Below are 19,824 nucleotides of genomic sequence, written 5' to 3'. Positions count from 1 at the left end.
TTATGTAGTGGTGTTTGTCATCTGTGTTTCAATCACCGTAATTAAGAGTATATCCCGCTCATCAATAAAATGCAAGACCTTTTTTTGATTTTTTTGATTATTTTCGAGATGATACATACTCTTCATTTTTTACATAATACGCGATGTCAGTATTCCCCGCAACTTCCCCGCTCTGGTTCTTGTTCTAGTCCTTGTCTCTCCAGTTCATCCGCACCTGCTTGATGCCTTCCACCTTCCACAGCTGCTCCAGCAGTTCATCCACGCCTTTCCCGTTAAAAGAATACACCCGGAATTCCATCGTCACCCTGGTCGATTCCCCGTCTGCCCCTTCATTGTTAACCGTCATATCTTCCAGACTGACATTGGCTTTATGCAGCAGCGACGTGATCGCGCTGACTTCAACCGGCTGGTCTTCAGATTCCACGGTAATTTTTAAGCGTCCGGATTTTTTGATAAACAAGAAGCGTGCCTCAAACCGATTCAGCACCAATGTGCTAAGCAGCACAATGATCGTTGTCACGACGGCCGGCAAATAGTACCCGGACCCGACACTTAATCCGATGGCAGCCGCCACCCATAATGTGGCCGCTGTCGTCAAGCCGGAGATAATGTTATTGGAGCGCCGTAATATTGCCCCAGCCCCCAAAAATCCGATCCCGCTGACCACCTGGGCTGACAATCGCGCCGGGTCGAACCTGGCATTAGGGTGATTGATCAGCGTGCTGTCAAATCCGTAGATGGAGGTCAGCATAATCAGGGTGGAGCCGACCGCCACCAGCAGATGGGTTTTGAGTCCAGCCTGCTTGTTCCTTCGCTCCCGCTCCCAACCGATGAGACCGCCGAGCAGCGCAGCCAGCAGCAGCCGCATCAGCATAATTTCACTTTCCAGATAAATGGTCATGATCCATATGTCACTCCTCTCCTCGGCTGCCAAATCTTTATCAGATGGACATGTTCCGTTAAATAATACCCTCTCAACCTCATATGTATAACACGGAAGGCTCAAGTCCATAAGAAGATCCCGATTGACCAACGCCAATATGTGTATGAGTGTCCTCGCGCGTTTAGTCCTCATTCGTGTAAAACGGCTCCTAATCCCGCTGCCCCTGGCATCGTGCATAACAAAAAGCCCTCCCACTCCAAGCGTGCTGTCCCGATAACGATCGGGCAAGCAGCCTGGAATGAAAGAGCTTATCTCATTGCCGGTCTTTTCTTCCTCACGGCGGAAGGGGCAACCTGTTTAACCTTCTTGAAGGTGCGGCTGAAGTAATAGATGTCGTTGAAACCTGTCGCGGTTGCAATCTCGGAAATTGTCAGCGGGCTTTCGCGCAGCAGATAATCCGCCTTGTTCAGCCTCGTTTCATTGACATATTCGGTTACCGTTCTGCCGCTGATCTCCTTGAACAACCTGCTGAAATGATAGCGGCTCAGCCCGGCCATGCCGGACAGCAGCTCAACGGTCAGATTCTCTTTGTAATGATCCTCGATATATTTAAAAATCGGTGCGAAGCGCTCGACGTTCTTCATTCGTTCCACATACTCTTCCTGTGTCAGCACCGTGGAAACATAGCCGCGCAGCAGCAGCGTCAGCAACCGGTAGAGCTCGGATTTGATCGCCAGCTCATAACCGAACTCGCGCTCTTCCAGCTCTTTAATGATGGACAGCATAGAGGCAATCGCATCATCCCCTCCGATCCGGTTGTTGAACAGCAGCCGGTTCTGGGCAATCGGTGTGATGAACTTCATCTCGGGCGCATCCATGGAATGACTCTGAAGCAGAGAGAAATCTGCGATCAAGGCATAATAGAACAAATGAGGGGTCCGGCTGACACCATAATGAAGCTCGTTTCGGTTGACCGCAATGAAATCCCCCTCCTTCACCTGCAGCGTGGAGGACCCCAGCTCAAGCGTAGCCTCACCTTCGACAAAATACAGGAATTCAAGTTGTTCGTGCCAGTGATGCGGAAACAGCACCTGTCCGATTCCTTCCTTGATACAGCGGTGAACCTTGATCGGAAAATGCGGATCAGGCATCGTCATGGGCTCCTGCAGCGACTTGTCCAATGCTAAAAACTCCTTCCAGTGAAGTCAGCACAAATGTACAAACAAACAGCACGGTTCATCATGGCTTCATGCGTTATTAGCATTATAATACAAAAGTAGCAAGCCAGTAAATCAGAGGAGTTGACATGATGAAAACCTTTAATGTTGGTGTCATTGGAACTGGATCGATTTCATCCATGCATTTGCAATCTTATATGAAGCATCCGGAGGTGAATCTGGTTGCGGTGTGCGATCTGAACGAGGAAAGAGCACGCCAAGCTGCTGACAAATACGGTGCAACCAAAGTATTTACCGATTACAACGAGCTGCTCGCCGATCCGGAGATTGATGCAGTCAGCATCTGTACCTGGAATAACACCCATGCCGAGATCAGCATCGCTGCCCTTCATGCCGGCAAGCATGTGCTTGTCGAGAAGCCGCTGTGCCGCACGGTTGAAGAAGCGCTCCGCGTTCAGGAAGCGGTTAAAACATCCGGCAAGCTGCTTCAGGTCGGTTTCGTCAGACGTTACGATCCGAACGCACAGATGCTTCGTCAGTTCGCGGATCAAGGCGAATTCGGCGAATTGTATTTTGCCAAGGCGTCCGCCATTCGCAGACTGGGCAATCCGGGCGGCTGGTTCTCCGACATCGAACGCTCCGGCGGCGGCCCGCTGATCGACATCGGCGTGCATGTCATCGATCTGTGCTGGTACATGATGGGACGTCCAAAACCGGTGTCTGTCAGCGCTAACACATACAAGAAGCTGGGCAACCGCTCCAACGTCCGCAATCTGTCCTTCTACAAAGCAGCGGATTACGATGCCGAGAAGAACACCGTGGAGGATATGGCCAACGCCCTGATCCGTTTCGAAAACGGCGCTTCCCTGATGATCGATGTCAGCTTCACCCTCCATGCGAAGGAGAACGACACGTCCATCAAGCTGTACGGTGACAAAGGCGGCTTCGAGGTGGATCCGGAGGTTGTCGTTGTATCCGAGAAGCATGATACGATCGTGAACATTTACCCGCAAACAGATAACAAAGGCTTTGACTTCAACTCGGCTTTCCAGAGCGAGGTTGATCATTTTATTGATAGCATTAAGAACGGAACCACCCCGATCAGCCCGGTGGAAGACGGCGTGGAAATTATGAAAATTCTGTGCGGCATTTACGAGTCTGCGGAAAAAGGAGCTGAAGTGAAGCTATGAAGTTTGGCGTAAGCTCATACAGCCTCTTCCAAGCCTTGAATAAAGGCGAGATGACCATCACCGACGTAATTGACTATATCGCTGACATCGGCGGCGAGCATATCGAGATCGTTCCGCTCGGCTTCAACCTGAAGGAGAACCCGGAGCTGATCGAGACGATCAAGACACATGCCGCAGCCAAAGGGCTGGACATTTCCAACTATGCCATCGGCGCAAACTTCGCTGAACTGGACGATGCCGCTTACGAGGCCGAAATCGAAAGAGTGAAAAGCGAAGTGGACATCGCTTCCGCCCTTGGCGTCAAGCTGATGCGGCATGACGTCGCCTCCTCCCAGGACCTGTCGATGAAGCACTTCCTGGAAGAGCTTCCTCGCCTCGCGAATGCCTGCCGCATCATCGCGGATTATGCCGCAGAGCGCGGGATTACAACCAGCGTGGAGAACCACGGGTACTTCATCCAGCATAGTGACCGTGTCCAGGCGCTGGTGCAAACCGTGAACCATCCGAATTTCAAAACAACGCTTGATGTCGGCAACTTCCTCTGTGCGGATGAACCGTCAACCGTTGCCGTAGCCAACAATATTGGACTGGCCTCTATGGTCCACTTCAAGGATTTCTACTATCGCTCCAAGGAGCTCGCGCCAGGTCCAGGCTGGTTTAACACCTCCAGCGGCAACTGGCTGCGCGGGGCGATTGTCGGTCATGGCGATATTCCGATGCGCGATGTCATCCGCATCGTGAAGGAATCCGGATATGATGGCTACATTTCCATTGAGTTTGAAGGCATGGAAGACTGCCGGACAGGCACGAAGCTTGGACTGGAATATTTGCGTAAAACATGGAATGAAGTATAAAGAGCGAAAGCATTCAATAAGAATGGAGGATTACGCATGACAAAGCCTATTATGCCGAACAAAATCGGTGTCATTGTGGACAGCTTTCGGGTTGGCGTGAGAGAAGGTCTGCAAAAAGCGAAAAAGGTCGGCGCGGACGGCGTCCAGATCTATGCCGTACATGGCGAGATGGATCCAGCTAATCTATCAGCATCCGCCCGCAAGGAGCTGAAGGATTACATTGCCTCGCTTGGGCTGGAAATCTCCGCCCTGGTCGGCGATCTTGGCGGTCACGGCTTCCAGGACCCTGCTGAAAATCCAGCCAAAATCGAAAAATCCAAACGGATTATGGAGCTTGCGCTCGATCTCGGCACCAACATCGTGACTACCCATATCGGCATCGTGCCACAAGACAAGAACGGCCCGGTGTATGGAACGATGCACAAGGCCTGCTCCGAGCTCAGCTCGTTTGCGAAATCGATGGGCGCCTATTTCGCGATTGAGACAGGTCCGGAGCCCTCGGCCCATCTGAAATCGTTCCTGGACAGCCTCGGCTCCAACGGCGTCTCCGTTAACTTCGACCCGGCCAATATGGTAATGGTCACCGGTGATGACCCTGTGCAAGGCGTATACACGCTGAAGGATTACATCGTGCATACCCACGCGAAGGATGGCATCAAGCTGGCTGACTTCATCGATCCGCGCGATGTGTATGGCGATTTCGGGTATGAAGCACCTGCGCTCGACCATGACAAAATGGCCGATATGGCCGAATCCGGTGAGAAATTCCGCGAAGTGCCGCTCGGGGAAGGCGGCGTGGATTGGCCGGCTTACCTACAGGCATTGAAGGATATCGGATACACCGGCTACTTGACGATTGAGCGCGAAGTAAAAACGAATCCGGAAGAGGATATTCAGCTTGCTGTGAATTTCCTGAAAGGATTCCGAGCTTAATAGACAGGCAAATGAGAACAGGCCGTTCAAGGTTGGAGTTGCTCCTTGACACGGCCTGTTTCTTATTGCATTTCCCTTATGCATTTAGGGCTACAACATTTGGGTTACAACATAGGGTTACAACATTTTTAGGACTATATCAGCTTGGGTCTAAATCATTTGCAGCCTAAAGGATTTGGATCGCTTCGGTACGCCTTGCACGATTATCCCGTTCGATCCGGTAACTCCTTCTTCCCCCATTGTCCCTGACCCCGCTACCTGAAAGAAAGGGATAATGGTGCAAAGGCAGCAACAGACACATGACCTGATCCCTGATACCACAGCCCGGATGGCGGTTTACCCGGTTATATTCAAGACTTGGTGTACCGATTATTTGCAACCGTCACTGCCCGGCCGTTCTCCTTGGCTGAACGAATCTCCGCCTCGATTATTTCCAATGATCCTACCGCGCTGTCCGGCGTACATACTGTCGTGCTTTCCCCATTCGCCACACAGTTGAGGAAATACTTGATCTCACGGTAATATCCCGCATCCGTTGACAAATCAGGCTGGAAGCGAGGAGCTTCTGCTGGATACACCGTAAGCACGTTCTGATCGAACACGAGCGTCGCCCGCTCAAAGTTCACCCGGTATCCCATGAAGAAACCATGCTCTCCTTGGAGCGTCCAATCCGCATGCCCGTGTATGACCTTGCCATCCGGATAGCTGTAATGGGTCGACACAATATCGTATCCGCTCCCCGGAATCACATTCAGTGCCTGTGTTGTCACCGCATCGGGCTTTCCGAAGAGCCAGTGAATCATATCCGCATCATGAATGTGCATATCCAGTATGCAGCCCCCGCTAAGATCCCCATCGAGAAACCAGCCAGTCGGCGACTCCGAGCCTCGATAGAATTGTCCCGCCAGCGCCTTCCCGTACCGTCCATCCTCTACACATGCTTTCAGGTATTCGTACTCCGGCCAGAAGCGAAGACATTGCCCGATCATCAGCTGCTTTCCGGAACGCTTAGCAGCCTGCACCATGCGCCAGCCCTCATCGGAAGAGCCCGCCACCGGCTTCTCGCACAGGACATGATAGCCTTTCTCCAGCAGCATACAAGTAAGATCGGCATGCAGATACGTCTGCAGGCACACATCCACAATGTCCAGCTGCTCCTGCTCCAGCATGTCCTCCAGACGGCTATACAGACGGTAATCCGACAGGTCGTACACCTCTTTCTCTGTCGCCATGTTCCCGCTTGCCTTGGCATTCTTGAGTTCATCCATGCGAACATCACAAATGGCTTGAAGCTGAACGCCCGCCCCCTCTTCCATCAGACGGACGTAATTGTCAAAATGCATGCGTCCCATAAAGCCAAATCCCAGCAATCCCACCTTCAACATCCAGAAGCCCTCCTTTTTAAAGTCATCTGTCAATGTCATCTGTCAATGTCATCTGCCATCGTAAAACCTTACGCCTTAACCTTGAGCTCGGCCCAGAATAACATCCATCGCCAAGGACGTGTTCACAATGATTTGCTCAGCATAATGCGTGTACCCTGGAATCATTTCGGCCGTTACGTAGTTGTCATAACCGATGGAACGGAGCGCACTCACGACCTCCGGATAGTTGACATCGCCAGCAAGCAAATCAACAAAGCCGTGCAGTCCGCCCGCCTGTCTACGGTAATCTTTGAAATGCACCTTTTTAATCCGCTTGCCCAGAATTCGAATCCACTGCTCTGGATAACCGCTGTGCACAACATTGCCTACATCAAAATAGGAGCCGACCAGTTCGGAGCCGATTTCATCGATGAATCTGCGAAGCTCCAGCGGGGATAACAGAAACTTGTTCCATACATTTTCGATAGCTAGGGATACCCCTGCACTCTTGGCAAAAGGTACAAGTCCCGCGATCGCCTCCTGAGCCCGTTCATACGCATATTCATAGTCCACGACCGCCGCACCCGGAATAAAATCTACTCCCACTGCGCCGGGAATAACCAGAATCGCATCCACGCCAAATGCAGAAGCAAGCTCCAGCTGTTTCTTGCATACATCCACCGCCTTCTCCCGCATTGCCGGATCGTCGCTCGTCATGGAGTAATCCCAGTACAGCCCGGTCGCAAGCCCAGCAATGTCCAGCTCTGCTTCCCTGAGCGCGGATTGAATAACCGCAACTTCCTTGTCGGTTGCCTCAAGTCCAAGCTCCCCTGTCTTGTTCAGCGACAATTCAATCCCCTCAAAGCCCGCATTCTTGGCCAGTGAAATGCATTCGGCAATGGACGCATGCTCGGGAAACGACCATATATTAATCCCTTTTCTCATGTGAAGCCCTCCTTTATTTTCATGATAAAGACAGACTCAGCAGCCTCCGTTTTGTCCATATCCGTTGAGATATGAAGTCCTTGGAGTTGCAATAATTACTTATATATTAAATAATTAATTCAATAATTGATTTAGATAGAAAAGCGAATATTTGGATAATTCCGTGATTTTAATATGACTTGAGACATACAGAAAGGAGGGAGATGCGTGTACCCACCACAGGAGCAGGATTACCCTAGGAAAAGACAGGCTCCCGCGAAGGCATGGTCACCGAGCATTCATTATGCGCAGTTTCAGCGGATGCCGACCGGCGCTTTGCCTGCGCGGAGGTTGTATGATTTTGAGCTGTTGTATGTATGTCAGGGAGAAGCCGTAACGACGATGTACGGTCAGCGTCATCCCATTGAGGCGGGGCAGCTTATCTTCCTGCCATCCGGGGTGTATCATCAGAATGAGGTCGTATCACGGCCGGATGCGAAGTTTCTTGGCATTCATTTTGACTTTTTCGATGAGCTGAACATTCAGACAGAAGCGGATATGATTGTGAATGAAGCGAGGCTTGCACCTGAGAAGTTCGCCAGCGAGGGAGTCTTGGACCATCTTCCGCCGCTCTCATCCCGCACCATCTACACCCCCCCGGTTCCCTGCGTACAGATGATGGAGCGCGTTGTAGATGAATTCACGCTGCGTCCTGCCGGCTATGAGCTGGTATGCAAAGGCCTGATGCTGGACATTCTTATTCAGCTGCTTCGCTCTCGTCCCGCACGCACACTCGCAGATTCATCGCCGCACGACGCCAAACTATATGAATTGATAGCCCAAATGGAACAAGCTCCAGCCGAAGACTGGAGCAATAAAGTGATTGCGGAACGACTCATGCTGAGCCTTGATCATGCAGCCAAGCTGTTTAAGCAGTTGACGGGGATGCCGCCGAGCGAATATGTCCAGTCCATCCGCCACAGGGAAGCCAGAAGGCTGCTGCGGGAATCCGATCTGTCAATCGAGATGGTAGGTGCCCATGTCGGCTACGCCGATATCCATTATTTCAGCCGTATCTTTCGCAGGCTCGAGGGCATTACCGCTACGGAATACCGCAAGCTGTCACGAATTTTGTAGACCAGACCCGTCTGCTTCAGCCAGCGATCTATTCGCTCTACGGCCTCGGCCAGTTGTACGCTTGAAGCCGCGTAGGAGCAGCGGATGAAGCCTTCTCCACCGGCACCGAACACATGCCCTGGCACGACCGCAACTTTCGCTTCCACAAGCAAACGCTCGGCGAACACCTGGGAGCTCAGCCCGGTTCCTGCTATGGAAGGAAACAGATAGAAGGCGCCCTGCGGCTGGCGGCACGACAGGCCGATGTCGTTAAGCGCCGCTGCAAACATCCGTCTTCGCTCATTGAATGCCCGTTTCATCTCCTCTTTGTCTGCCTGCCCGCTGCGAAGGCATTCCAGCGCGGCCGCTTGCCCCACGCGGGGGGCGCAGAGGGCGGTATATTGATGAATCTTCGTCATGGCCGCGATAAGCGCCCTGTCCCCGCAGACGTATCCGACCCGCCAGCCGGTCATGGCATAGGCTTTCGAGAAGCCGCTGATCACGACGGTTCGCTCCCGCATGCCTGGCAGTGAAGCAATGCTGACATGCTTGCCTTCGTACGTCAGCTCCGCATAGATTTCGTCCGATAGAATGATCAGATTATGCTGTACAGCAAGACGAGCAATCGGGAGCCAATCCTCATGCGTCATAATTGCTCCGGTCGGATTACTCGGATAATTAACCATGATCGCTTTTGTCTGCGGTGTAATAGCCTGCCTGAGCGCTTCTGCCGTCAGCTTGAACTGATCCTTCTCTGCCAGCTCAAGCTCGACCGGGGTGCCGCCATTTAAGCGGATCAAGGGAGCGTATGCGATATACCCCGGCACCGGTACGATCACCTCATCACCCGGTGACAAGATCGCTCGCAGCGCAAGATCAATCGCCTCGCTGCCTCCTACCGTCACCAGCACCTCCCGTGACGGTTCATAGCGTATTCCGAAGCTGGCATGCATGTACTCGGCGATCGCCTCCCGCAGGTCTGACATGCCTTCGTTTGGCGTGTACATCGTCTGCCCCTGCTCCAGGCTGCGTTTCACCGCATCGATTGCACACTTCGGCGTTGAGAAGTCCGGCTCTCCTACCCCAAGGGAGATGATGTCCTTGTCACCCTCCACCACATTGAAGAACTGCCTGATCCCCGATGGCGGAATCGACTGCACAACGGGTGATATCCGGCTGCTGATGGGATTCATATCCATGGCCCCTTGCCTTCTTCCCCTAGCCGCTCGCGAAGCGAAGATTCGATGATGATGTCGAGCAGCCTGCTAAAGGATATGCCTGCTGCCGCTGCGCTTTTGGGAAGCAGGCTGTTCTTGGTCAGTCCGGGAAGGGTGTTGACCTCCAGAATATAGAGGTTATCATCCTTCAGCATCATGTCTACCCTGGCATACACACTGCATTTTAAAGCATGATAGCACTGCAGAGCAGCAGCTTCGACCTGCTCCCGCACTGGCGCCGGAAGTACAGCCACCGTTTCCTCGGCCTCGCCTTCTTCATATTTGGACTTGTAATCAAAAAAATCAGCATGCGGCTTGATGGACAGCACCGGAAGCAGCTCGCCGTTCAGAATCGAACAGGTGATTTCCTGACCGTCGATATACCGCTCCAACATGATCGTGCGGTCCCACTCTAGCGCTTCTTTCACAGCAGAAGTCAGGTCGTCGGCCGAATGCACGATCCGGATCCCGATGCTGGAACCGCCCCGATTCGGTTTGACTACAATCGGAAATCCGAGCCGCTGCACGTCTGCTCCTTCCAAATCTGCCAGGCCGGATACCGTCACCCAGTCCGGTGTCGGCAATTCTTCACTGCGAATCAGCCTTTTACTGACATCCTTATCCATACATATGCTGCTGGCCAGGACACCGCTGCCCGTGTACGGAATGCCCATCGTCTCCAGTGTCCCCTGTACCGTTCCATCCTCGCCGTAACTGCCATGAAGCGCAAGCAGCGCCATATCGATCTCCGCCGCCTTCTCGATCAGATCGCTTTTATGGCTGATTTCAATCGCGCGCACCTCGTACCGGCCAGGATCCAGATGTGCCATCATCTCCTTGCCGGTGAGCAGGGATACCTCTCGCTCGGAGGATACGCCTCCCATCACAACACCAACCTTCATCATGCCTTCTCCCTCCTACAGATCTTCTTCGATGTTTCTGTGATGCTCTATCCAGAACCTACGGTTGCTGCAGCATGCCTTTTGCGGCCTCGCCAATGATGCGAATGCCTTTGACAATATCGTCTTCGCTTACCCGCGAGAAGCCAAGCCGCAGCGTATGGTGGCCGCCTCCGTCCGTGAAGAAGATGTCACCCGGCGTGAAAACAACCCCTTGGGCGGAGCAGACCTCTAGCAGTTCCCGTGTCCGAAATCCCGGATCAAATTCTACAAACAGATGCAGTCCGCCGTCCCCCGACAAGCGCTTCATCGGAATCGATGCTTCGCAGCATTGGGTGGCCAGCTCGTATTTCCGCTTATATACCGCCTTCACGCGCTTTAAATATTTTTCGAAATTGCCATTGTACAAATATTGATATAGCAGCGATTGATCCAGCGTCGAGGTATGGATGCTGCGCGCCCGCTTCACGCTCTCCAGAACGTCGATCAGCGTCCGGTCTGCAAGCACCCACCCCACCCGGATTCCGGGAAATAAAATCTTCGAGAAACTGCCTAAATAAATCAGGCTGTTATTACCCTCTCCCACACAAGCGGCCAGCGGAGCAATATGCGCCCCCGAGTATCGCAGTTCCTCGTTAAATCCGTCTTCAATGACCGGAATTTGAGCCTTGCCAAGCAGGCGCAGCGCCTCCAGCCTCTTCTGCTGGGACATGACGATTCCGGTCGGATTGTGATAGGAAGGCACGAGATAGGCTGCATCGTAGCTCCCTTGCGACAACGCAAGCTCCAGCTTCTCCAGGCTGATGCCGTCCGGCTCCATATCTACGCCGGCAATGTCATAGCCGTGCATTTTGAAATTTTTAATCGCCGTATGATGGGTCGGATTTTCACACAGAATACGCCCGGATTCCTTGTTCAGGACCGATAAGACCAGGTTCAATCCTTCGGTAAAACCGCTCGTAATGAGCAGATCCTTCCCCTCCATGTCAACGCCCTTATTCTCCATGTAAGCAGCAAGATATTCGATGAGCGGCTTGTAGCCCTTGGCATAGCCATAATTGAGCAGAACCTCGCCCTCCATCGCCATCCGGTCCAGAAACGCGCGTCTCACATTCGGCAGATCAAACAGCTTCTCGTCAGGCGCGATGCTTGTGAACATTATGGCGCCTTTAGGTGCTCGTATGCCGTGCTTCATCAGGTCATGGGCCTCCGCAAGTCTGGCGTAATCATTCAGCCTGGCTCCCCAATCCAGCTGCCCGCCTTGCGGCTTCGCCTCACTGTCCCTGGAGGACGGAACCGCAAAATGCCCTCGGCCCTTGACCGCATAAATATACCCTTCATCCTCCAGATCAGCGTAGGCGCTCAGTACCGTATTGCGGCTCACATGCAACAGCGCGCTCAACTCGCGCGTGGACGGCAGCTTCTGGTCACCTTGAATGGCTCCGGTCATCATCAGCCGCTTCATATAATCCTTGACCTGTATATATGCCGGGCGATCAGACGCCAGCTTGAAATCGGAATACATCCCATAACCCCCTTGATTACTATGATGGCACAAAATGAACTGAACCACTAGAACCACAGCACGCCGGTTTCGCAAGGGGCGTGGTTGGTCTTGTTCAGAGGGAGCAGAAATAACATAAGGTGATTGGGATGAATTGTCGTACAACTATCGGCAAATAAAAAAAGGCTGTCTCTTCGTCATCTACGATGACTGTTGAGACAACCTCTCTTGAAAGCCCACTATCCCCGTGCTGCGGCATCCGCATAAAAAATAATGGTGTAAAACTTGGCCGTATCCGTCCCGGGGTTGCGGTAGCGATGCGGCCGGTTCGCCGAGAAATGCAGGGAGCATCCCGCTGGCACCCGGTAGCTCTCATCGTCACACCACAGTTCCAATTCGCCTTCATGGACAAAAATATATTCCTCGACCCCGTCATTATGCGCCTCAGAGCCATAGTCGCAGCCCGGGTCCATCACAACCATGTAGGATTCGAATTTGGTGCGCAAATTGTAGGAGAACAGAGGATGCACCCGGTATGCGCCATCAGCCTCCATGAAAGGCTCCGATTCATCCGGCGATACGACCGTAACCTCCGGCTTCACCTCTTCAATCAGCGTCGTAAAGGATATGCTCAGTCCGTTCACAATGCGCCACAGGACGGAAATGGTCGGGTTCGAGTCCCCACGTTCAATCTGACCGAGCATCGCCTTGCTTACCCCTGTCAGTTCAGCCACATTATCCAGGCTCAGCCCCCGTGATTTCCGAATCGCCTGCAGATTTCTGCCTACCTTCTTATGAATTGCTTCCAATCGAATTATTGCCCTCCTTCAATGACATCCGGCGAATCAGCCAATCTTGGCGCGGTCTTCCCGGAGCTTCTGTGTCAATTTGGATATCATATCGTCCGTCATACGATCCAAATCATATTGTACATCAAAGCCCCATTCTTCGCGCGCCGAAGACGTGTCAATCGAGTCCGGCCATTCCTCGGCGATCCGTTGCCGCACCGGATCAATCTCATATCGCAGCACAAACTCCGGCACATGCCTGCGAATGCTTGCCGCAATCGCCTCTGGATCAACGCTCATCGCGGTCACGTTAAAAGCGTTGCGATGCTTCAGCTTGGAGCCGTCGGCCTCCATCAGCTGAATAATCGCCCGGATCGCATCCGGCATATACATCATATCGAGGTATGTTCCCTGCGCAATATAACTTGCGTAGCTTCCACTATGAACCGCAGACCAATACATGTCGACCGCATAATCGGTCGTTCCTCCCCCAGGCGGCGCCGAATGAGAGATCAAGCCCGGAAAACGCAGACCGCGGGTGTCCACCCCGTATTTATGAAAATAATAGTCGCACAGCAGCTCCCCCGACACCTTGCTCACGCCGTATATCGTTGCTGGTCGCTGAAGTGTGTCCTGCGGCGTACCCTGTCGCGGCGTGGTCGCGCCGAATGCAGCGATGGAGCTTGGCGTGAAGAACTGGCTGGCCAGCGTACGCGCCGTCTCCAGTCCGTTCAGCAATCCGCCCATGTTGAGCTGCCAAGCCAGAATCGGATCCGCCTCCGCTTTCGCGGAGAGCAGTGCAGCCAAATGGATGATCGCATCGGCGCGAAAATCGTGTGCCGCCTGGTAGAACGCAGCCCCGTCAGTCACGTCCAGCACCTGAAACGGGCCGGACTTGGCCACCTCATGATCTGTCAGCCGAATATCGGTGGCCAGCACCGCGTCCGTACCATAGCTTTGCCGGAGGACGGTTACCAGGTCAGATCCAATCTGGCCCAGCGCCCCGGTGACCATAATTCTTTTCATCCCCGATAACCTCCTTTAATGAATCAATCCGAGCTCGCGCCCGATTCGCTCATAGGCATCCAGCGCCTGATCCAGCATGTCACGGGTATGGATGGCGGTCGGCATGTTGCGAACGCGTCCAGTCCCCTTTGGAACGGTCGGGAACACAATCGCTTTAGCATACACGCCCTCTTCATACAGCCGTTGGCTGAATGTTTGCGTAGCCGCTTCGTCTCCGATTATGCATGGCGTAATCGGCGTCTCGGTAGCACCGACTGAGAATCCGAGCTTCTTAAGTCCCTCCTGCAAGTAGCGGGCATTGTCCCACAGCTTGGATTGCAATTCTTGACTGCTGTGCAAAATGTCGATGGCCGCAATGCAAGCCGCTACCGCTCCCGGTGGAAGCGCTGTTGAGAACAGGAACGGTCTGCTCCGCACCTTTAACCAGTCAATCAGCTCCCGGGAACCGGCTACATAACCGCCAACAACGCCCACCGCCTTGGACAAGGTGCCGATCTGAAAATCGATTATGTGTGACAGGCCAAAATGCTTCACCGTGCCTGCCCCGCCTCCCAGCACGCCGGAGCCATGCGCGTCATCCACGTAAGTTATGAGATCGAATTGTTCCGCAATATCGACGATTTCCGGCAGCTTGGCAATATCGCCATCCATGGAGAATACCCCGTCGGTAATCACCATTATTTTGTCATACTGACCGGAAGCTCTAGCTTCCTTCGCTTTATTCCGCAAATCCTCCATATCCGAGTGGCTGTAACGGATGACTTTGGCTCTCGACAGACGGCAGCCATCGATAATCGAAGCATGGTTAAGCTCATCGGACAAAATCGCATCCTGCGGCCCCATCACCGCCGATATGGCAGCCATGTTGCAGTTAAACCCCGATTGATACGAAAGCACGGCCTCCGTGCCTTTAAATTTCGCCAGCTTCTCCTCCAGCTCCACATGCAGCAGAAGCGTACCATTGATAGTGCGAACCGCACCGCTGCCGGCTCCGTACTGCTCGGTGGCGCGAATTGCCGCCTGCTTCAGCCGGTCATCGTTCGCCAATCCGAGATAGTTGTTGGATGATAGATTGACCAACTCCCGCCCATCAATCGTGATCACCGGCCCGTTCGGCCCCTCTAATGATTGAATCGTATTGTACAGCCCGTTTGCCTTGAGCGCCTCCAGATTTTCTGTTAAAAAAGAAGCCAATGACCTGCTTGTCATCCCCATTCCCTCCCGCACATGGAAATTCAAAGTATGATTTCACCCCTATTGTATGCAATCCTACCCCTTTGTGCAATATATTAAACAAAAATATGTTATAGCAAATTCCTCAGTGTCTTGGTGTCTTGGTGTCTTGATATCTTTATTCATTGCTTTAGCATGATTATCCCTATAAGTCAGGACAGAGGAGAGAACAAGGAACAGGCAAGATGAAAGAGTAAACAAATAGAGGTGGGGATCCATGGATCATTCAAATGATATTTTCGACTTGATAAGAGAACATTAGTTCGGTATAATACAGATAATAGAACGTATGTACGTATTTTGCTGTTTGGGGGGGACGAGTGGAAATGGATGTTCATCTGGAAGCAGCGCTTCAATCCTTCAATAGTCGTTATTCTAGCGAGCAAGCTTGCATGGAAACACTGATCGCTATGAAGTGGCCGAGCGGCTTCATCTGCCCGCGTTGTGAACACACCCGCTGTAGCCGTCTGACCTCACGGCGCATCCCCTTGTTTGAGTGCGGACATTGCAAGCATCAAACGTCGGCTCTGGTCGGCACGATGTTTGAAGGAACTCGTCTGCCTCTGCTCAAGTGGTTCATGGCCCTGGAATTGTTTCTGCTCCCTGATGGCATCTCGGCGATGCGGCTGAGTCAGGTAATTGGGGTTACTTACAAGACTGCGTGGCTCATGCTGCACAAAATACGCCATGCCGCCCTGGAATTCGATGCCCGGGAACTGCTCTACGGAGAGGTAAAGGTGAACTCCGATCAGTATGGACGTAATCCCTCCCGGTGTTCAGTTTCGCATCCGTATGCCACGGCGGTCACCGCCGCCTGCTCGGTAGCGGAGTCCGGCGAGCTGCAGCAGGTGAAAATACGCCTGGTGCCACATAAGCGAGGAGGCGATGAAAGGGCAACCCGTCGCGATTTAACCGCATTCATTGACGAGCATGTGGATGCCGGTACATCAGCGGTTCAATTGTTTCCTCAAGCCTTTCGGTTGTATGCTCCTTTGCGGAAAGTGGTTAGAGAGGCGTGGCAATCGCTGAAGAGTACGTATGGAGCTCTGGGAGTTAAGCATCTGCAGGCATACCTGAATGAATACACCAGACGCCGCTGGCTACGCCTGTCCGGAACTGTTGAAACGATGCGGCATAAGCTGCTGCAGATCTGTATGGCGATCCCCGCGCTTCCCTACCGCCAGCTGATCGAAGTCCAACGGAAACAGCCTTTCGCGGCTGTTTCCTGACGTGAGGATGGAAAGGTGATGGGCACTCTGTTTCATTTTGCCTGGGCTTTATCTTCTGCTCCGCCCTTTTCACTTCGCCTAAACCTGGAACTATTGTCGGGTCTGTTTCATCTTGTCAAATTCAGGATTTACTGCCTAGTTTGGTTCATCTCGTCTAAATGTAGAACCTTTGTCTGGCTCGGTTCATCTCATCTAAATTCAGGATCTGCTGCCTGGCTTGGTTCACTTCACTTAAACTTCGACCTTCGCCTGAGACAAGCTCATGATCTGCAATTGCCTTTACCAAAATATATCTTCTTCTGAGCATGTAAATTTATCGCTCTTCCTGGTTGGCTGTTTCTGTGCTGCCTGATCTCTGTACTACCTGATCTCTGTACTACCTGATCTCTGTGCGACCTGATCAAAAGGGATAATGATGCAAAGTTCCTGGATAGCGAGTGTTAATCCGCTACTCCGCAGTTACTCCACAGCTGTGCCGCAGTTTCTCTGCCTCTATTTTGCATCTATGTTACATCTACGTTGCATCTATCCTTGCATCTATCCTTGCATCTATCCTTGCATCTATTTTGCATCTACTCCGCAATCGCCCGGTGCAGTGCCTCCACATAGGCCTCGGCAAGCTTGGACAGCGACACGTTCTTATGATTGATCCAGCCTACGTTGATCGTCTCGTCACAGTCCAGCGGCACCGGAATAATTTCATTGCCGTTCAGATCCGCGCTCAGCACGCCGGTGGAGATCGTATACCCATTCAGACCGATCAACAAATTAAACAATGTAGCCCGGTCGTTGACACGAATGCTTTTCTTGTGAGACAGCGTGCTCAGAATTTCCTCAGAGAAGTGGAAGGAGTTGTACTCCCCCTGCTCAAAGGACAGGTACGGATAATTTTGCAGCTCCTCAATGGTCACTATCGACTGCTTCGCAAGCGGATTTTTAATGCTGATGAATATATGCGGCCGTGCTGTAAACAAGCTTGTAAACTGCAAGCCCGCATCCTTCAACAGCTTGTTAATCACCTTGGAGTTGAATTCGTTGAGATACAGAATGCCTATTTCGCTCCGCAGCGTCTTGACGTCTTGGATGATCTCGTAGGTCTTCGTTTCACGCAGCGCCAGCTCGTATTCGTCCTGCCCGTATTGCTGCACCAAATAGACAAAAGCATTCACAGCAAACGCATAGTGCTGCGTCGAGACGGAAAAATGCTGCGGTGAAGGCTTAGCGTTCAAATATCTGCTCTCCAGAAGCTCAGCCTGCTCCACCACCTGACGCGCATATCCGAGAAACTCGGCTCCCTCTTTGGACAAGATGATCCCTTTGTTCGTCCGTTCGAAGATTGTAATGCCAAGCTCCTCTTCCAGATCCTTGATCGCACTGGAGAGACTGGGCTGCGAAATGAACAGCCTCCTGGCCGCCTCGTTCATCGAGCCGCGGTTGGCAACCTCAATGACGTATCTTAACTGCTGCAAAGTCATAGAAAGCCTCCCCCTTTTTTTTATATTTACATTGATCATATCAAATTTCGGGCCGACAAACCGATGAAATATTATATCCGTATATCCATAAGACCGGTAGTCGATTACAGAAAAAAGGGACTCCGTTAAGCTATACTTAGCCCCGGAGTCCAGTGTTTGTTATAGGAAGCGACTTCAGGCCGTTGATAGGCCTGAGCTCCCCTGACTTTTCTTGATGAGACGACAACTTCACACTTCTGCGTCATTCCCGATATGAAACTGCTTCTTGGCCCACTCCGCATAGGACGGATGGCTAAGCAGCAGCTCCTCATGCTTGCCGCTGCCCGTAATGCGACCGTTCTCCAGCACGACAATCTGGTCGGCTTCCACGACCGTGGACAGTCGATGCGCGATGACCACCGTTGTCCGCTCCTCCATCAGATTGTTGAGCGCCTTCTGCACTTCATGCTCGGAGTCGCTGTCCAGGCTGGCCGTCGCTTCATCCAGCAGCAGGATATCCGGCTTCCTGAGCAAGGCTCTGGCGATGGCCACCCGCTGCCGCTGACCGCCAGACAGCTGAATGCCTCTCTCGCCAACCTCCGTATCATAGCCTCTTGGCAGCGATTGAATAAAACCTTCCGCATAAGCCAACCTTGCCACCTCAGCGATCTCCTCCTCGGTCACAGGCTCCTCCCGGCCGTAGATAATGTTGTCGCGGATCGTCCCGGTCATGAGCGGGCTGTCCTGGGAGACGTAGCCGAGCTTTCTGCGCCAGGAGTCCAGGCTGTAATCCCGGATTGGCACCTCCCCAAACTCGATCGAGCCGCTGCTTGGCGTATAGAAACGCTCGATCAAAGAGAACACCGTTGTTTTGCCGCTTCCGCTCGGTCCGACAAGCGCCGTCACTTTTTTGGCCGGAATGGTGAAGCTTACCTCTGACAGAATCGTCTCCCCTTCATGATAAGCAAAGGTTACCTCGCGGAATGCCAAGTCCTGATGTCCCTGCGGAGCCTGCAGCGCTGCGCGTTCTTCCGTCTCCGGCTCGTATTCAAGAATCAGTCTCAAGCGCTCTGTCGCCGCCATAACCTTCTGGAGCTGCGTGTAGAACGTGGCAAACTGACTGAAGGGGAACATAATCTGGAACAGCAGCAGGATGAAGGAAACCAGCTCGCCTGCGCTCAGCGCACCCGAGGATACCCGGACACCGCCGTAACCGATAATGACGACCAGCAGCACCACCATCACCATCGACATGAGCGGAATGAGCACCGCATTGATCTTCGCTTCCTTCATGCCGAAGCGGTACAGATCATCCATCTGGTCATAGCCGCTCTTCTCCTCACGCCGCTCGGCGTTGGAGGCTTTAACTAGGCGGATTTCGCCGATCACCTGGGTCAGCATGGCCGACAATTGGGCAAGTTTGCCGTACTGGCTCATGGATACCTTGTACATTTTACCGCCGATTGGCATCAGAATGCCGAAACCGACCGGCACAGCAATCAGAATAATCAGCGTCATCTGCCAATCCAGGTAGAACAGAATCGCCACCGCCCCAGCAACGGTAAGCAAATTGGAGAAAAATGAGATGAGGTGGTCGGTGATGAGTGTCTTCACCTCATTCGTATCATTCGTGACCCGGCTCATTGTCTCAGCCGAGCGATGACGGTCAAAAAACGGGACTGGCAGTGCCAATACCTTGTTCCAGAGTCGCTTTCGGATTTTATTCACCGTCTGGTTCCCGACATAAGCGAGCATATAGTACGAGAACCCGCTGGATACCGCTTCAAGCAGGAACATCGCAATCAGAATGCCAATCGTCTCCATCCGCAGCATATCGGCCGAGAAGCTGTCGATCAGCTGCCCGGTGATCAGCGGAACGATGAGCCCTGTGACCGCTCCGATCAAGCTCAGCACTACTGCAAAGGCAAGCACCAGCTTGGGAATGCCTGCCGATCCCAGCAGCCGGATCAGGTAACGGACGGTCGTCCGTGTGACCGCCCCTTTCTCTTCTTCCATCTTTACATTCTCTGTC

17 protein-coding genes are annotated in these 19,824 nt (G+C 52.8%); 5 read left to right on the top strand and 12 right to left on the bottom strand.

Features of this window, described 5'->3' with window-relative positions:
* Window positions 1–184 precede the first annotated feature (184 nt).
* Both CHH67_RS05265 and CHH67_RS05260 read right to left on the bottom strand, forming a co-directional pair.
* A complete protein-coding gene (locus CHH67_RS05265; protein ID WP_095263940.1) occupies window positions 185–901 on the bottom strand; it encodes an MgtC/SapB family protein in 717 nt (238 codons plus the stop codon).
* A gap of 290 nt (window positions 902–1,191) precedes the next feature.
* Window positions 1,192–2,064, bottom strand: coding sequence for a helix-turn-helix domain-containing protein (locus CHH67_RS05260; protein WP_095263939.1), 873 nt, complete (start codon window positions 2,062–2,064; stop codon window positions 1,192–1,194).
* Window positions 2,065–2,192: 128 nt separating this feature from the next.
* Between CHH67_RS05260 and CHH67_RS05255 the strand changes: the two genes are divergently transcribed.
* From CHH67_RS05255 to CHH67_RS05245, 3 genes are read left to right on the top strand one after another with little or no spacing between them, the layout of a single operon-like run.
* Window positions 2,193–3,251 carry a Gfo/Idh/MocA family protein gene (locus CHH67_RS05255; protein ID WP_095263938.1) on the top strand — a complete coding sequence of 353 codons (1,059 nt, stop codon included), beginning with the start codon at window positions 2,193–2,195 and terminating at the stop codon, window positions 3,249–3,251.
* Window positions 3,248–4,105 (top strand): sugar phosphate isomerase/epimerase family protein, encoded by an 858-nt coding sequence (locus tag CHH67_RS05250; RefSeq protein WP_095263937.1) that lies wholly within the window; start codon window positions 3,248–3,250, stop codon window positions 4,103–4,105. Before CHH67_RS05255 ends, CHH67_RS05250 begins: the two co-directional genes overlap by 4 nt.
* A 36-nt stretch (window positions 4,106–4,141) precedes the next feature.
* Entirely contained in the window at window positions 4,142–5,038 is an 897-nt protein-coding gene (locus CHH67_RS05245) for a sugar phosphate isomerase/epimerase family protein (RefSeq protein WP_095263936.1), read from the top strand.
* Window positions 5,039–5,388: 350 nt separating this feature from the next.
* Here CHH67_RS05245 and CHH67_RS05240 read toward each other — a convergent pair whose 3' ends face one another.
* Together CHH67_RS05240 and CHH67_RS05235 are read right to left on the bottom strand one after the other, a co-directional pair.
* On the bottom strand, window positions 5,389–6,423 hold the full coding sequence (locus tag CHH67_RS05240) for a Gfo/Idh/MocA family protein (protein ID WP_095263935.1): 1,035 nt from the start codon (window positions 6,421–6,423) through the stop codon (window positions 5,389–5,391).
* Between the two features lie 75 nt (window positions 6,424–6,498).
* A complete protein-coding gene (locus CHH67_RS05235; protein ID WP_095263934.1) occupies window positions 6,499–7,347 on the bottom strand; it encodes a sugar phosphate isomerase/epimerase family protein in 849 nt (282 codons plus the stop codon).
* 207 nt (window positions 7,348–7,554) lie between these two features.
* Between CHH67_RS05235 and CHH67_RS05230 the strand changes: the two genes are divergently transcribed.
* Window positions 7,555–8,463, top strand: coding sequence for a helix-turn-helix domain-containing protein (locus CHH67_RS05230; protein WP_244908090.1), 909 nt, complete (start codon window positions 7,555–7,557; stop codon window positions 8,461–8,463).
* On the opposite strand, the gene CHH67_RS05225 is transcribed toward CHH67_RS05230, so the two are convergent.
* The 6 genes from CHH67_RS05225 to CHH67_RS05200 form a co-directional block, all read right to left on the bottom strand.
* On the bottom strand, window positions 8,388–9,635 hold the full coding sequence (locus tag CHH67_RS05225) for a pyridoxal phosphate-dependent aminotransferase (protein ID WP_095263945.1): 1,248 nt from the start codon (window positions 9,633–9,635) through the stop codon (window positions 8,388–8,390). The two genes, CHH67_RS05230 and CHH67_RS05225, sit on opposite strands and share 76 nt — an antisense overlap.
* The gene (locus tag CHH67_RS05220; RefSeq protein ID WP_095263944.1) at window positions 9,632–10,561 is read right to left on the bottom strand and encodes a D-alanine--D-alanine ligase; all 930 of its coding nucleotides are present in this window, start codon (window positions 10,559–10,561) and stop codon (window positions 9,632–9,634) included. The genes CHH67_RS05225 and CHH67_RS05220 overlap by 4 nt, the downstream gene beginning before the upstream one ends.
* Before the next feature lie 58 nt (window positions 10,562–10,619).
* On the bottom strand, window positions 10,620–12,083 hold the full coding sequence (locus tag CHH67_RS05215; RefSeq protein ID WP_095263933.1) for an aminotransferase-like domain-containing protein: 1,464 nt from the start codon (window positions 12,081–12,083) through the stop codon (window positions 10,620–10,622).
* A 218-nt stretch (window positions 12,084–12,301) separates the two neighbouring features.
* Window positions 12,302–12,871 carry a helix-turn-helix domain-containing protein gene (locus tag CHH67_RS05210; protein ID WP_095263932.1) on the bottom strand — a complete coding sequence of 190 codons (570 nt, stop codon included), beginning with the start codon at window positions 12,869–12,871 and terminating at the stop codon, window positions 12,302–12,304.
* A gap of 36 nt (window positions 12,872–12,907) precedes the next feature.
* On the bottom strand, window positions 12,908–13,876 hold the full coding sequence (locus CHH67_RS05205) for an NAD-dependent epimerase/dehydratase family protein (protein ID WP_095263931.1): 969 nt from the start codon (window positions 13,874–13,876) through the stop codon (window positions 12,908–12,910).
* A 15-nt stretch (window positions 13,877–13,891) separates the two neighbouring features.
* Entirely contained in the window at window positions 13,892–15,085 is a 1,194-nt protein-coding gene (locus CHH67_RS05200; protein WP_095263930.1) for a glycine C-acetyltransferase, read from the bottom strand.
* A gap of 350 nt (window positions 15,086–15,435) precedes the next feature.
* Here CHH67_RS05200 and CHH67_RS05195 point away from each other — a divergent pair, with 350 nt between their 5' ends.
* Window positions 15,436–16,338, top strand: coding sequence for a transposase (locus tag CHH67_RS05195; protein WP_095263929.1), 903 nt, complete (start codon window positions 15,436–15,438; stop codon window positions 16,336–16,338).
* A 572-nt stretch (window positions 16,339–16,910) separates the two neighbouring features.
* Here CHH67_RS05195 and CHH67_RS05190 read toward each other — a convergent pair.
* Together CHH67_RS05190 and CHH67_RS05185 are read right to left on the bottom strand one after the other, a co-directional pair.
* A complete protein-coding gene (locus CHH67_RS05190; RefSeq protein WP_095263928.1) occupies window positions 16,911–17,813 on the bottom strand; it encodes a LysR family transcriptional regulator in 903 nt (300 codons plus the stop codon).
* Window positions 17,814–18,041: 228 nt separating this feature from the next.
* Window positions 18,042–19,808 carry an ABC transporter ATP-binding protein gene (locus tag CHH67_RS05185; protein ID WP_095263943.1) on the bottom strand — a complete coding sequence of 589 codons (1,767 nt, stop codon included), beginning with the start codon at window positions 19,806–19,808 and terminating at the stop codon, window positions 18,042–18,044.
* Window positions 19,809–19,824: the final 16 nt, after the last annotated feature.

It is taken from the genome of Paenibacillus campinasensis, from assembly GCF_002272015.1.
GTDB classification, from domain to species: Bacteria; Bacillota; Bacilli; order Paenibacillales; family Paenibacillaceae; genus Paenibacillus_AQ; species Paenibacillus_AQ campinasensis.
Note: the sequence above shows the minus strand (reverse complement) of the source record. Positions and strands in the feature narration are given on the sequence as shown.

Bases quoted from the DNA above. Each gene is read 5' to 3' on its own strand.
- CHH67_RS05265 (WP_095263940.1), bottom strand. From the start codon at position 901: ATGACCATTTATCTGGAAAGTGAAATTATGCTGATGCGGCTGCTGCTG.
- CHH67_RS05255 (WP_095263938.1), top strand. From the start codon at position 2,193: ATGAAAACCTTTAATGTTGGTGTCATTGGAACTGGATCGATTTCATCC.
- CHH67_RS05250 (WP_095263937.1), top strand. From the start codon at position 3,248: ATGAAGTTTGGCGTAAGCTCATACAGCCTCTTCCAAGCCTTGAATAAA.
- CHH67_RS05245 (WP_095263936.1), top strand. From the start codon at position 4,142: ATGACAAAGCCTATTATGCCGAACAAAATCGGTGTCATTGTGGACAGC.
- CHH67_RS05240 (WP_095263935.1), bottom strand. From the start codon at position 6,423: ATGTTGAAGGTGGGATTGCTGGGATTTGGCTTTATGGGACGCATGCAT.
- CHH67_RS05235 (WP_095263934.1), bottom strand. From the start codon at position 7,347: ATGAGAAAAGGGATTAATATATGGTCGTTTCCCGAGCATGCGTCCATT.
- CHH67_RS05225 (WP_095263945.1), bottom strand. From the start codon at position 9,635: ATGAATCCCATCAGCAGCCGGATATCACCCGTTGTGCAGTCGATTCCG.
- CHH67_RS05220 (WP_095263944.1), bottom strand. From the start codon at position 10,561: ATGAAGGTTGGTGTTGTGATGGGAGGCGTATCCTCCGAGCGAGAGGTA.
- CHH67_RS05215 (WP_095263933.1), bottom strand. From the start codon at position 12,083: ATGTATTCCGATTTCAAGCTGGCGTCTGATCGCCCGGCATATATACAG.
- CHH67_RS05205 (WP_095263931.1), bottom strand. From the start codon at position 13,876: ATGAAAAGAATTATGGTCACCGGGGCGCTGGGCCAGATTGGATCTGAC.
- CHH67_RS05200 (WP_095263930.1), bottom strand. From the start codon at position 15,085: ATGACAAGCAGGTCATTGGCTTCTTTTTTAACAGAAAATCTGGAGGCG.
- CHH67_RS05195 (WP_095263929.1), top strand. From the start codon at position 15,436: ATGGATGTTCATCTGGAAGCAGCGCTTCAATCCTTCAATAGTCGTTAT.
- CHH67_RS05190 (WP_095263928.1), bottom strand. From the start codon at position 17,813: ATGACTTTGCAGCAGTTAAGATACGTCATTGAGGTTGCCAACCGCGGC.
- CHH67_RS05185 (WP_095263943.1), bottom strand. From the start codon at position 19,808: ATGGAAGAAGAGAAAGGGGCGGTCACACGGACGACCGTCCGTTACCTG.